The 11,916-nt window shown below is 69.4% G+C and carries 12 protein-coding genes and 2 pseudogenes; 8 read left to right on the forward strand and 6 right to left on the reverse strand.

Annotated elements, in window-relative coordinates; translation table 11 throughout:
• Positions 1-272: 272 nt before the first annotated feature.
• Positions 273-668: pseudogene (locus ACFZDJ_RS47680) on the reverse strand (hypothetical protein); the annotation flags it as partial.
• Positions 669-908: 240 nt separating this feature from the next.
• Positions 909-1,844, reverse strand: coding sequence for a Clp protease N-terminal domain-containing protein (locus ACFZDJ_RS47685; protein WP_391068853.1), 936 nt, complete (start codon positions 1,842-1,844; stop codon positions 909-911).
• A 104-nt stretch (positions 1,845-1,948) separates the two neighbouring features.
• Between ACFZDJ_RS47685 and ACFZDJ_RS47690 the strand changes: the two genes are divergently transcribed.
• A complete protein-coding gene (locus tag ACFZDJ_RS47690; RefSeq protein ID WP_171398244.1) occupies positions 1,949-2,308 on the forward strand; it encodes an excisionase in 360 nt (119 codons plus the stop codon).
• 128 nt (positions 2,309-2,436) lie between these two features.
• Here the strand turns inward: ACFZDJ_RS47690 and ACFZDJ_RS47695 are convergent, their stop codons facing one another.
• The gene (locus ACFZDJ_RS47695; RefSeq protein ID WP_391068856.1) at positions 2,437-2,721 is read right to left on the reverse strand and encodes a hypothetical protein; all 285 of its coding nucleotides are present in this window, start codon (positions 2,719-2,721) and stop codon (positions 2,437-2,439) included.
• Positions 2,722-2,995: 274 nt separating this feature from the next.
• Between ACFZDJ_RS47695 and ACFZDJ_RS47700 the strand changes: the two genes are divergently transcribed.
• The 7 genes and pseudogenes from ACFZDJ_RS47700 (at position 2,996) to ACFZDJ_RS47730 (ending at position 9,684) form a co-directional block, all read left to right on the forward strand.
• Positions 2,996-3,457 carry a MarR family transcriptional regulator gene (locus ACFZDJ_RS47700; protein WP_390940126.1) on the forward strand — a complete coding sequence of 154 codons (462 nt, stop codon included), beginning with the start codon at positions 2,996-2,998 and terminating at the stop codon, positions 3,455-3,457.
• Between the two features lie 361 nt (positions 3,458-3,818).
• Positions 3,819-4,755: pseudogene (locus tag ACFZDJ_RS47705) on the forward strand (SDR family NAD(P)-dependent oxidoreductase).
• Positions 4,752-5,819 (forward strand): alkene reductase, encoded by a 1,068-nt coding sequence (locus tag ACFZDJ_RS47710; protein WP_390940128.1) that lies wholly within the window; start codon positions 4,752-4,754, stop codon positions 5,817-5,819. The pseudogene ACFZDJ_RS47705 and the gene ACFZDJ_RS47710 overlap by 4 nt, the downstream one beginning before the upstream one ends.
• Positions 5,820-5,999: 180 nt before the next feature.
• On the forward strand, positions 6,000-6,764 hold the full coding sequence (locus tag ACFZDJ_RS47715) for a glucose 1-dehydrogenase (protein ID WP_390940130.1): 765 nt from the start codon (positions 6,000-6,002) through the stop codon (positions 6,762-6,764).
• A gap of 748 nt (positions 6,765-7,512) precedes the next feature.
• Positions 7,513-8,100, forward strand: coding sequence for an isochorismatase family protein (locus ACFZDJ_RS47720; RefSeq protein WP_391068859.1), 588 nt, complete (start codon positions 7,513-7,515; stop codon positions 8,098-8,100).
• A gap of 133 nt (positions 8,101-8,233) precedes the next feature.
• Positions 8,234-9,136 carry an alpha/beta fold hydrolase gene (locus ACFZDJ_RS47725; protein ID WP_391068862.1) on the forward strand — a complete coding sequence of 301 codons (903 nt, stop codon included), beginning with the start codon at positions 8,234-8,236 and terminating at the stop codon, positions 9,134-9,136.
• Positions 9,137-9,222: 86 nt separating this feature from the next.
• Positions 9,223-9,684 (forward strand): cupin domain-containing protein, encoded by a 462-nt coding sequence (locus ACFZDJ_RS47730; RefSeq protein ID WP_391069081.1) that lies wholly within the window; start codon positions 9,223-9,225, stop codon positions 9,682-9,684.
• A 137-nt stretch (positions 9,685-9,821) separates the two neighbouring features.
• Here ACFZDJ_RS47730 and ACFZDJ_RS47735 read toward each other — a convergent pair whose 3' ends face one another.
• The 3 genes from ACFZDJ_RS47735 to ACFZDJ_RS47745 all read right to left on the reverse strand — a co-directional run bounded on the left by ACFZDJ_RS47735 (position 9,822) and on the right by ACFZDJ_RS47745 (position 11,907).
• Entirely contained in the window at positions 9,822-10,127 is a 306-nt protein-coding gene (locus tag ACFZDJ_RS47735) for a hypothetical protein (protein ID WP_391068865.1), read from the reverse strand.
• Between the two features lie 314 nt (positions 10,128-10,441).
• Entirely contained in the window at positions 10,442-11,140 is a 699-nt protein-coding gene (locus ACFZDJ_RS47740; RefSeq protein ID WP_391068868.1) for a class II aldolase/adducin family protein, read from the reverse strand.
• Positions 11,137-11,907: an SDR family oxidoreductase gene (locus ACFZDJ_RS47745; protein ID WP_391068871.1), complete on the reverse strand. Its 771-nt coding sequence runs from the start codon at positions 11,905-11,907 to the stop codon at positions 11,137-11,139. The genes ACFZDJ_RS47740 and ACFZDJ_RS47745 overlap by 4 nt, the downstream gene beginning before the upstream one ends.
• Positions 11,908-11,916: the final 9 nt, after the last annotated feature.

Consider the following 11,916-nt stretch of genomic DNA (forward strand, 5'->3'; position numbering starts at 1 on the left):
AGCGCGCGAATCCGCTGCTCGACGTCCGGCCAGACGGACGACCGCCGCTCCGGTCCCGCCGCCGAGCCGGACACCTCGGCGGTGCCCTCCCCGAGGGTGGCCGTGTCCGCGACCGGGACTTCCACCCTCAGCCGGACCGATTGTCGGTTCGCCTGCCGCACGATCTTGACCGGCTGCTCGTCGGCGAGGAAGGTGCTCACCGACCCGACCGGCCGGACCGTCGCGGACAGGCCGATCCGCTGTGTCGGTTGGCCAAGCTCCGCGTCCAGCCGGGCAAGGGACAGGGCCAAATGCGCACCGCGCTTGGTGCCGGTCGCCGCGTGCACCTCGTCCGTGATCACTGTGCGCACCCCCAGTAGTGATTCGCGCGCGGTGGAACTGAGCAGCAGGAACAGCGACTCCGGTGAACAGGATGTCCGGCGGGTGCGTAGGAACGCCCTGCTCTCGCTGGCGGGAGTGTCGCCGGTGCGCGCTGCCGACCGTGAATCGCCGGCTCTGGCCGGCCGAGCCGGATGGAGGCCTGGGGGATGCAGGCCAGCAGCGCCCGCAGGTTGCGCTCGACGTCCACCGCCAGGGCCTTCAGCGGCGAGACGTAGCACCCGGCAGCGTGCCGGCGGATCCGTCGGCACCGGGTCGGTGGCCAGCCGGTGCGGTGCCCAGGGAGTCACGGCCGACGTCTTGCCGGAGCCGGTCAGCGCGACTACCAGCGCGTGCTGGCCGGCGGCAACGGCCAGCCAGGCGCCTCGCTGCGCCTCGGTGGGCGCGGCGAACGCGCCTGTGAACCATGCCCCGGCCGATCCGGCCGCCGTCTCCAAAGCTGGTCGCCGACGAGATCAGCGCATCGCCGCTCACTACGCCCCCGTCCTCGCCTGTCCCACCGTCAGTTTCCGGTCCGTTGATCAGCCGGTTCACCGGCGGAGCCGGGGCGCGAGCACCGTGCGCACGACCTTGGCCACGTTGCTCTCGGCGGATCCGCCCTCTTCTTCGGGTTCCGGTCCCAGCACACGCTGGATCTGCAGCAGCAGCTGGTTGGTCGACCGCCGGAGCGGGACGAACATGCCGGCCGCCGGCCCGACGCCCTGGATCGGGCCGCCGGACAGCTCGGTGACGTTCTTGGCGATCGTGACCGTTGTCGGGTCCCGCAGGATCAGGTGCACCTCATCGTTGACCAGCCGGATTTCCATCTTGCGCGCGGCGGCCTCCTCCGGGTTCGCGTCCGCGGTCGTCTCCGGATCCAGTTCGTCGATCTTGGCGGCGACCGCGTCCGGGTCGACGCCGAGTTCGCGCAGCACCCTGGCCGCCATGCTGTTCTCCGTCCGCAGCATCGCCTCAAGCAGGTGATGGCTGCCGACCGGTGCGCCACCGGCCAGCGCGCTGGCGGTGGACACGGCGTCCTCGGTGGCAGGTGTGCCGGCCGGCCATGGGCCGGCCGCGACGTCCTGCGATCCCTCCAATGACGCCAGCACCGCGGCACGGATCTTGCCGATCGGATTGATCCGCTCGGCAAGCACCTTCGCGCCGACGCCCTCACCTTCCCTGACCAGGGCGAGAAGGATGTGTTCCGTGCCGATGTAGGTGTGGTGCAGCTCCAGCGCCTCGCGCAGAGCGAGGTCCAGCGTCTTCTTCGCGCGCGGCGCGAACGGGATATGGCCGCTCCGCTCCTGCGTGCCAGGCTTGACCACCGCGGCGATATCGACCTGCGCTGTGTCCTTGTCGTACCCGAGCTGGTGCAGAACTTTCGCCGCCATGGTGTCCGGTGCGTCGAGCAGCCCCAACAGGATGTGCTCCGTGTCGATGTAGTTGTGCTTGAGCAGCCTCGCCTCCTCCTGAGCCGTGACGACCACCTTGCGGGCTTCCGCTGTGAACCTCTCAAATGGCATGGCTCTATGGTCGCAACCCTGTCAATACACTGTTATTGATAAGGTCACCGTGTTGAAGGGAGGGTGTGATGGAGACACCGTCGGACTGGGAGGACCGGCTCGCACGCTGGCAGAATGAGCTGGAGCTGTTCGAGCAGCTGGACGAGACACCCTGGGTCACGCTGGCCAAGGCGGAAGCCGAGACCGGCGTTTCCCGCTCGGCCCTGCGGTCCTGGTACCGCAACGGCGAGATCCAGTCCCGGCTGGTGGACGGCCCGAACGGGCCGCAGCGCCTGGTCCAGCTGGAAGCGGTGATCGAGCGCGCCGCCGCGTCACCGCGCATTCAGCGAAGGGCGGAACGGGAAGTCAGCCTGGAAGCCCAGGTCACCCTGCTACGGCACCGGGTTGACCAGCTTGAGCTACGGCTGGCCGCGCTGGAGCGGAAGTGACCGGGCGCCGACAGCACTGTGCCATCGGCCCGGAACGGTGCCAACGTCGCCGGATCCGCCTGCTCATCCACGACCGGGTGTACGGCCGGTCCAGCGGCGCCCAGTAGGGGAACGGGCCGGCACCGAGCTCAAAGTGGTCGGCCGGCACCACCGCGGTTCGTGCCGCGTACAGCATCACGGTGTTTCAGCTTCGCCTGCTCCAGCGTCGGCACACAAAGGCCACGCCCGGCGACCAGCCCGTCCGCGTCGGGGAAAACCACATCCGACGGGATCGACCGCAACTGCTGCTCGGCGGTGCTACCCACGAGCGCCTCGTTCGGGTACCGCGGCCGCCCGCCGAGCACGATCACGTCGACCTCCGGCGAATTGGCCGGCGCCATCGCCTCGGCGGGCGGTGGCACGATGATCGGCACGGACGCGCAACCGCCCTCGACGACGCCCGGACCTCAGGCTCCGGCGGCGACTGTAACCCCTCCTTGACGTTCTGTAGCCACCCGTGACCGGAAGCCACCGGTGGTCGGGCCACGGCATTCCATTGGCTGACCAATACAATGGGAGCGAGACGATTCCCCGGCCGGACTGCGGGGGGATGTGACCCATCCACGAGGAGGCGCGACAGTCATGCCGCAGGAATCCGATTCGGTACAGGGGAGAGAAGATGCGGTACCGACCGTCGCCGGCGCTCCGATGAGCGAGGCCCTCTTCCGAGCGGCCCGGGTGCATCGAATCCTGGCCGGAAGTCTGCTGCGTAACACCGGCCTGTATCCGGGCCAGGAACTACTGATGATGCAGTTGTGGGAGCGCGGCGAGCAGCGCCAAGCGGACCTGATCAAGACACTCGGCCTGGATCCGTCGACCGTCACCAAGATGCTCCAGCGCCTGGAACAGTCCGGCTTCGTCACCCGTAAGCCCTCTCCGAACGACCGACGGGCCGTCGTCGTGAGCGCCACCCGCGCAGGCCAGGCGCTGCGTGACCAGGTCAGGCAGGCATGGTGTGACCTGGAACAGGTCACCGCGGCCGGCTTCACCGGAGCGGAGTACCAGCAGGCCATGCAGGTACTGGCTCGGATCGAGGCGAACCTCACGACCCCGCCGCCCATCGCCGGCGCCGTCGGCGCCGACACCGCCAACAACACCTCCACCGCCTGACGCCGGACCGGCGCCCTTGAGGCCGACACCCCGGCGCGCATGCCGTCTCGCGCCCTTGCGGGCGCGGTAGTTCTCGTTGCCTTCCGCCGACTGTCCGACCTGGACCTTGGCCAGGTCGGACAGTCGAAGCCGGGACATGGCCGCCCCCGAATAGGTTCCTTGGTCAACCAATGTATAGCCATAAGCAATTAGTTGGTCGCCCATAGACTTGATCGAGCTGAGGCTATGAGTGCCGACCGCCTGAACGCCGCACTCGCGCCCCGCGAGACTCGACGACCGCCCGACGGCCGCGCGGCACGAGGGCCGGACCGCGGTCATCACGGGTGCTGACGCCGGGATCGGCCATGCCTACGCCTTCCGCCTGGCCGTCGAGGGTGCCGCCGTCGCGGCGCTGGACCGGACCGACGGCACCGCGGTCGTGAAGGAGATTCACGACGCGAGTGGCCGAGCGATCGCCGTGCGGGCCGATCTCACTGATCTATCCCAACCAGCCGTTCGAGTCGATCACGTGCGAACAGTGGCGTGCGGTGTTCACCCTCAACGTCGACGCCCTGTTCCACACGGCGAAGGCGTTCGTGCCGGGCATGCGTGAGCGGGGCTGGGGCCGGATCGTCAACATGACCTCGAACTCCGTCGGCTTGGTCATCCCGGGCTTCTCGCACTATGTGGCGAGCAAGATGGCCGCGATCGGTCTCACCCGGGGACTGGCCACCGACCTGGCGGACGCCGGCATCACCGTCAACGCCATCGCGCCCAGTCTGGTGCGGACGGCAACGACGGAGGCCGGGCCCGCGGAGCCGTTCGAGATGGTCCCACAGCTGCAGGCCATCCGGCGGGTGCAGGTCCCCGAGGACCTCACGGGCATGCTGTCGTTCCTCGTCTCCGACGACGCCGCGTTCATCACCGGCCAGACGCTCTTCGTCGACGGCGGGCTCATCCGGTCGTCATCACGGCAGGACGGACGACCTCGACGGCCGATGCCGTGCTCACGAGTACGGCACGGCCCCACGAGGTCAGCGCCTGCCGGGAGTCGCCTGTTTCGCATCTTTGGACGGCAAATCAAGCTGTCCAGTGAGGAAGTACGCCGGACGGGTCGGGACGTCGAGGGTAGGTGGCACGAGGTCGGTGCCCTTCGAAGCTCCTTGCTGTGCACGGTGATTGATGCTCCGCGCGAGGGCATGGAGCGCTTCGTCCCGTTCTGGTGCGTGGATGCGCTGAGCGTCGCGAACGTTAATTGGCCGACCAATGTACAGTGGGGAGAGATTGTTTGGTCGACCATGTTCTGGAGGGTCTCGTGACCACCGCATTTGAACCGCTCAGCCTCGGGGGCGTGCCCCTGAACAGCCGCATCGTGATGTCGCCGATGACGCGCAGCCGTGCCTACGGACCCGGCCAGGCCCCGACCGACGCGACGGCCGTCTACTACGCTCAGCGGGCGACGGCGGGCCTGATCATCTCCGAAGGCATCCAGCCCAGCGTGGTGGGGCAGGGCTACCCCAGCACCCCCGGCCTGCACAGCGACGCCCAGGTGCAAGCCTGGCGTCGGGTGACCGACGCTGTGCACGAGAAGGGCGGCGTGATCTTCGCCCAGCTCATGCACACGGGCCGCATCGGCCACCCCAGCCTGCTGCCCGACGGCCTGATCTCCGTGGCTCCCTCGGCGGTGGCCGCGGACACCAAGGTCTTCACCGCCGAAGGCCTGCAGCCCTGCGTCACCCCGAAGGAACTCACGCCGGCCGAGATCGAGCAGACGATCGCCGACTTCGTCTCCGCCGCCCGCAACGCGATCGCCGCGGGCTTCGACGGGGTCGAGATCCACGGCGCCAACGGCTATTTGATCCAGCAGTTCCTCTCCGACAACGCCAACCTCCGTACGGACGAGTGGGGCGGCACGACCCAAGGCCGTATCCGCTTCGGCGTGGAGGTGGCCAAGGCGGTGACCGAGGCGATCGGTGCCCACCGCGTCGGCTTCCGCATCTCGCCCGGAAACCCCTTCAACGACATCGTCGAGAGCGACCTGCCGGTCCTCTACGGCGAGCTGCTGACGACGCTCTCCCCGCTGGGCCTGGCCTACGTCCACCTCATGGAGGGCCCGGACCGTGAGCTGACCCTCCAGCTGCGCAAGCTGTGGCAGGGCACGTTCATCCTGAACCCCTTCACACACCCGAACCCCACCGGCCTGGAGGCGCTGAGCCTGGTCGAAGACGGCACCACCGACGCGGTGTCGTTCGGCGCGCTCTTCATCTCCAACCCGGACCTGCCGCGCCGGCTCCAGCAGGGCGGCCCGTTCACTTCGCCCGACCCCGCGACGTTCTACGGTGGTGATGAGCGCGGCTACACGGACTACCCGACCCTCTACTAGGCGCTGCGTGCCGGACCCGGAGCGCGATCCGGGCCGTTCAGCGCAATGACCCCAACGGCGCCGAGGCGGTACAGCCGGGATGTGGCCGTATCACCTCGGGCCGCCACAGGGAGCGGGCACGCAGGCGTCCGTTCCGGTCTCCCCCCGCATCACCCCCACACCAGACGGAGTGGAACAACCATGGGAAAGCTCACTGGCAAAGTAGCCCTCGTCACCGGAGCCGGTCGCGGCATCGGCAAAGCCGTCGCCGAACGACTCGCGCAGGACGGTGCGACGGTCGCGATCAACTACCGCAGCAGCGTGGCAGATGCCGAACAGTTGGTCGCGGAGCTCAAGAAGAACGGCACCGACGCGATCGCGCTCCAGGCGGACGTCTCCGACCCGGAGCAGACCGGACGCCTCGTCGACCAGGTCGTCGAGCATTACGGCAAGTTGGACATCCTGGTGAGCAACGCGGGGATCGAACACTTCGGCCGCCTCGACGAGATCACGCCGGAGGACTTCGACCGGGTCTTCTCCGTCAACACCCGCGGCCAGCTCTTCGCCGTCCAGCATGCGGCTCGTCACCTTCCCGACGGCGGACGGATCGTGCTCACCTCGTCGGTCAGCGCCACCCGTGCGATCTTCCACCACACGCTGTACGCCGCCAGCAAGGGCGCGGTGAACAGCATGGTGCTCAACCTGTCACCGGAGCTCGGCGCACGCGGCATCACGATCAACGCCATCGCCCCCGGCGGAACCGCCACCGACATGGCCGACACCCACGCCCTGAGCTACAAGCACCCGCTCCTCGACGTCTCGATGGATGCCTGGGAGAAGATGCACGGCGCCCTGGGCCGCCTGGCCCGCCCTGAGGAGATCGCGGCCGTCACCGCGTTCCTCGTCTCCGACGACGCCTCCTACATCACGGGCCGCACCATCGAGGCGGACGGCGGCTTCTTCTAGACAGGCCCTGGGCGAGCCACGCACGGACGGCATCACTCCACCCGGCTGTGTGTCAGGCGGCGGAAGGGATGACGAACGTCCACTCCGCCGCCTGCCGTGCGTATGTGTACGGCGCCGGGCGCGTGTGCCCGGCTTCTGCGTGGATGGAGTCCTCCGCCCTTCCGACCTCCGCTGCGAGCTGCAGGAAGGGGCGCCGGCTGCCCACCGGAGTCTGCGAAGGCCTGGGGCCGACGGCCCCAGCGCCCGCGATGGGCTGTCCCCCGTGGGCCCGTGGGCTCCTATCTGCCGAGCCTCCTCGTGGACGGTCGCCTTCCCGGCGGCCCAGCCGACAAGCCATCCCATCCGCCTTTGCATTGGCCGACCACATTTGGTGCCCCGGGCCACCCCGTCGGCAAGGGCCCGTAGAGCCTCCCCGCAGCCAGAGGCGTCGTCGCAGGGTCCACACGGGGCCCTGCGCGAGAGTTCCGATCCCGTGACGCGCCACCCCCTCCGTGATGCGCGGGACGGGCGTGAAGCGCACGATGGCTGGGTGGCGGGGTTGCGCGGTGGCGCCTGGTGAGGTCGGAACCGACTTGTGGATCCGCTGGGGAATAGCTCCGCGATGGCGTACGCTGACGACAAAGATTGGTCGGCCAAGTAATTGCATCGATCGCACCGACGCCCGGGATCGCCGGGACCACCGATCGCCGGAACCGCCAACCAATCTGCACGTAGCGCAGCACCCCACACCCCCGGAAGAGGTCTCCTCATGCCCGCTCAGCCGTTCACCGCCGACAACACCGCGATGCTCCTGATCGACCACCAGGTCGGCACCATGGGCTGGGTCACCTCCATCTCCTTCGACGAGATGAAGGCCAACGCCCTCGCCCTCGCCAAGGCCGCCAGGGCCCTGGACATCCCCCTGGTCCTGACCTCCTCCATGGAGGAATACGCCCAGGGCCCCCTCCTCCCCGAACTGAAGGACATCGCGCCCGAGGAGTTCGGCGCCCGCGTCCAGCGCCAGGGCGTCGTCAACGCCTTCGACGACGAACACTTCGCCGCCGCCGTCAAGGCCACCGGCCGCACCAACCTCATCATCGCCGGCGTCACCAACGACGTCTGCACCGTCTACCCCACCCTCACCGCCCTCGCCGCCGGCAACCAGGTCCAGGTCGTCGCCGACGCCGGCGGCTCCCCCTCCAAGACCGCCGACGACATCTCCATCCGCCGCATGGACAAGGCCGGCGCCACCATCACCTCCACCAACCAGCTCCTCGCCGAACTCGCCCAGAACTGGACCACCCCGAACGGCAGCAAGATCATCAACATCCTCATGGAACTCCTCCCCCAGAACTGAACCCAGCCCGACGAAACGGCAGGCGGGGTCCGGGGAAGCCAAGCCCGCACCCCGCCTCGCACCCTCGCCTGCCCAGCACCCCACGCCGCGCCCCAGCGCCGGCGGCATCGGAACCCATCGGAAAGTAGAAGTGATGAGCACCACCCCGCAGACCCCGAACCAACCGGCCTTCGACGACGACCTCCCCGAGGGCTTCACACGGGTCGTCCGAGAAGCGAACGGCACGCTGATACACAGCGTCGTGGGCGGCGCGGGCGAACCCGTCGTGCTGCTGCACGGCTGGCCGCAGACGTGGCGTGAGTGGCGGTACATGCTGCGGCCCCTCGCCGACCTGGGGTACACCGTCGTCGCTCCCGACCTGCGCGGTACGGGTGGTTCGGCGGTCACGGAGGCCGGCTACGACAAGGACAACCAGGCACGCGACGTGCACGAGCTGCTCCAGTCCCTGGGACTGACCGGTCCGGTCCGCATGGTCGGGCACGACATCGGCGGCATGGTCGCCTTCTCCTACGCCCGTCTGTACCCCGAGCAGGTGCACAAGCTGGCCCTGGTGGACCTTGCCGTCCCCGGGTACGGCTTGGAGGAGATCATGGACCCGGCGTCGGGCGGCCTCTTCCACTTCGGGCTCTTCATGACCCCCGAGGCGCCGGAACTGCTGTTCCGCGGCAACGAAAAGGCCTTCCTGACCTGGTGGTTCGCGAAGATGGCGGCCAACCCCAAGGCCTTCCCACCGGAGGAGGTCGACACCATAGCCGCGTCCCTGCGCGGCCCGGACGCCCTGCGCGGCGGCTTCGAGCACTACCGCACGCTGCTTCAGGACGGCCGGGACAACCGGGCCTGGGGTGAGGCCGGCGGCGTCCTGACGATGCCCGCACTGGCCGTCGGCGGTGAGTACAGCGTCGGGAGCTACCTGGCGCAGACCCTGCGCCCCGTCGTGCCCGACGTGAAGGAAGCGGTGATCGCCGGCAGCGGTCACTACATCCCCGACGAGCTCCCCGAAGACCTCCTCGCCGTGCTCACCCCGTTCCTGGCATAGGCCCGAGCGAACGCAGCGACCCCAACCCACATCCCCGTCGGCCACCGTCATGGGTGGCCGAGACAACGAAGGCTTGCACCGTGTCCATGGCATTCCTGGCCCAGCCCGAACAACAGCAGACACTCGAATGGCTCGACGGCGGCACGTTCTCCGTCCTCCTCGACAGCCAGGCCACGGAGGGGAAGCTCACCGTAGGAAGGTTCGACGTCGCCAAGGGGGAGGCGCCGCCCTTCCACATGCACACCCGCGAAGACGAGATCTTCATGCTCATCAAGGGCGAGGCGTTGCTCTGGCTCGGAGAGGAGCGGATGGAGCTGTCCGAGGGTGGCATCGTCTACCTGCCCAAGAACATTCCGCACGGCTACCGCATCACCTCGGACACCGCCGACCTCCTGATGATCACCACACCCGGCGGCATCGAGGGCATGTTCCGGCAGGCCGGCCGCGATGTCACCGCCCCCCGACCCAAGGACTTCGCCATCACGCCCGAGAGGCTGGCCGAGGCCGCCGAACAGTACGGACAGATCATCCTGGGCCCGCCGCGGTGACGAGCCGCTTGCACCCGCCGCGGTGACGAGGCGCTTGCACCGTACCGGCCACGCGCCGGCGGCGCCGTCTCGCCCGCTCCGGAGGCGTCTCGAACGACGTCTGGCTCTGATCGGGGAGTCCTGACCTCCGACCCCGCTCAGGTGCTCAGCTCCGGCATGCCTGTCCGGGCGCAGATCCGGTCGCCGCCGTTGCCCCACTGGGTGCCGATGACCTCGGGCAGGCCGGGCACGAGGACCTTGGCGGGCGACTTGACCATGAGCCATGTCGTAACGGGAGAGCCTGCGTCGGGAAATACCGCGTTCGCGATGACCGTCTTCTCCTGGACGGCGCCTCCGGCGTCGATGTGGTCGACGGACAAGACCCGGCGCCTCTTCGCGTACAGCGCGATGCCGCGTACCACGTGGAGTGTGGTCACCCGGGTCAGGCCGGTGGCTTCCGCCACGGCTCGGTGAAGCGACCCGCATGGAGATCGCCCGATGGCACCGACCGGTCCGCGCTCGACCTCGCGGTCCGCCTGGAAGCAGGCATGCCGAACGCCGCGCCGCGCGTCGGCGTGGAGGACCGGGCCTGCAGCCGATCAGCCGGACGGCCCGCCCCTCGGCGAAACCCTCGCTCACGCGCCGCACGTGATGACCCGGTTCCTCGATCCCGAACCTTCTGCGGCTCCCGGCCGGAAGCGGTGATCCACTTTGCGACAACAGGCCCCGACCCGGGCCACGGCCGGGACCTGTCCCTACGACGCGCGGAGGGGCGGGATCACGCCCGCCCAGCCCCAGCGGTCCGTCGCAGATGTGCCCACAACCGTTCCAGCAGCGGTGGGGCGGCCGTGCGCCACGCCGTGATCTCCTCGGGGCTCAGCGTCGTCACCGGACCGGCGCCGTGCGCCGCGAGGTGCACCCGGCACGCGGCGTCGAGCAGCCACATGCGCGCCACGGCCTGCCCGGGGGCGGTCCCGGTGGTGATGCCCCCGTTGCCGCGCAGCACGAGCGCGTCGGACGCGCCGAGCGTGCGGGCCGCGTGCTCGGCACGTTCGGCGGAGCGCAGCAGCTGGGCATCGTCGTGCACCGGGATCGAGGCACCCAGCCACGCGGCCTGGCCGTGCAGCGGGGTGATCCGGTCGGTGACGGCACCGGCGGCGAGGACGGCTTCGGGCTGGGCCCGCGCGACCGCCGTGACGTCGGGTCGCGCGCGATACACCGCCAGGTGCCCCCATGCTTCGGGCGGCGTCCCGGCGGGCAGGGCGTCGGCTGTCAGGGGGACCTCGATCAACTCGCCCGGGACGACCAGGTCCAGCTCCTTCGGCGGCGTGATGAGCATGCTCCCGCCCTCGCGCACCGACACGTGTCCGAACGCCGTGACCAGCCCGAGGCCGGCCAGTACGTGCGCGGACTCGACCAGCTCGCCGACCACCGGAGCGGCACCGGCTGCCGAAGCCCTCTCTCCCACCGTGCTCATGACCGGATGAGCCCGCCGTCGACGAAGAGCGTCTGGCCGGTGATGAACGCGGCGTCGTCGGAGACGAGGAACGACAGCATGCCCGTGAGGTCCTCGGGGACCTGCACCCGCCGGATGGCCTGCAGCTGTGGGACCATCTCGAACGGCTCCGCGGGCCCGGCCTCCGTCGTTGCCGTCCGCACCAGACTGGGCGCGATGGCGTTGACGGTGATGCCGGCGTCCGCCAGGTCGGTGGCCAGTCCCCGGGTGAGACCGATCGCGGCCATCTTGCTCGCCACATAGTGCGAGAAGCCCGGGATGACCATGCCGACGGAGTTCGAGGTCATGTTGACGATCCGGCCCCAGCCCCGCTCACGCATGCCCGGCACGAACGCCTTCGCCGTGTGGAACAGGGCGTCGACGTTGAGGGTGAACACCGCACGCCACTGTTCGAACGTGATCGACTCGAACGGCTGGTTGGGATAGATACCGGCGTTGTTGACCAGGATGTCGGCCGCTCCGAGCCGCTCCGCGACCTCCTCCTGGGCGGCCGCCACACTAGCGGCATCGGCGAGGTCGACGTGCACGGCGATCGCCCGGCCACCCGCGTCATGGATCTCCTTGACGACCGGGGTGGCGTCGGCCCGGTCGAGCACCGCGACGGCGGCGCCCTCGGCGGCCAGCCGGACGGCATAGGCACGGCCTATCCCGGCGGCAGCACCCGTGATGACCGCGGTCCGGCCCTCGTGCCGCCCGGTCATCGGGCGGTAGTTGATGCGGTCCGACATGGCGGCTCC

Origin of the sequence: Streptomyces sp. NPDC007896 (genome assembly GCF_042959425.1) — a bacterium.
In the GTDB taxonomy this organism is placed as follows: domain Bacteria; phylum Actinomycetota; class Actinomycetes; order Streptomycetales; family Streptomycetaceae; genus Streptomyces.

Excerpts from the sequence above, each read along its gene's own strand:
- ACFZDJ_RS47690 (WP_171398244.1), top strand. The coding sequence starts at position 1,949 with ATGGAGACACCGTCGGACTGGGAGGACCGGCTCGCACGCTGGCAGAAT.
- ACFZDJ_RS47720 (WP_391068859.1), top strand. The coding sequence starts at position 7,513 with ATGCCCGCTCAGCCGTTCACCGCCGACAACACCGCGATGCTCCTGATC.
- ACFZDJ_RS47725 (WP_391068862.1), top strand. The coding sequence starts at position 8,234 with ATGAGCACCACCCCGCAGACCCCGAACCAACCGGCCTTCGACGACGAC.
- ACFZDJ_RS47740 (WP_391068868.1), bottom strand. The coding sequence starts at position 11,140 with ATGAGCACGGTGGGAGAGAGGGCTTCGGCAGCCGGTGCCGCTCCGGTG.
- ACFZDJ_RS47730 (WP_391069081.1), top strand. The coding sequence starts at position 9,223 with ATGGCATTCCTGGCCCAGCCCGAACAACAGCAGACACTCGAATGGCTC.
- ACFZDJ_RS47700 (WP_390940126.1), top strand. The coding sequence starts at position 2,996 with ATGAGCGAGGCCCTCTTCCGAGCGGCCCGGGTGCATCGAATCCTGGCC.
- ACFZDJ_RS47715 (WP_390940130.1), top strand. The coding sequence starts at position 6,000 with ATGGGAAAGCTCACTGGCAAAGTAGCCCTCGTCACCGGAGCCGGTCGC.
- ACFZDJ_RS47745 (WP_391068871.1), bottom strand. The coding sequence starts at position 11,907 with ATGTCGGACCGCATCAACTACCGCCCGATGACCGGGCGGCACGAGGGC.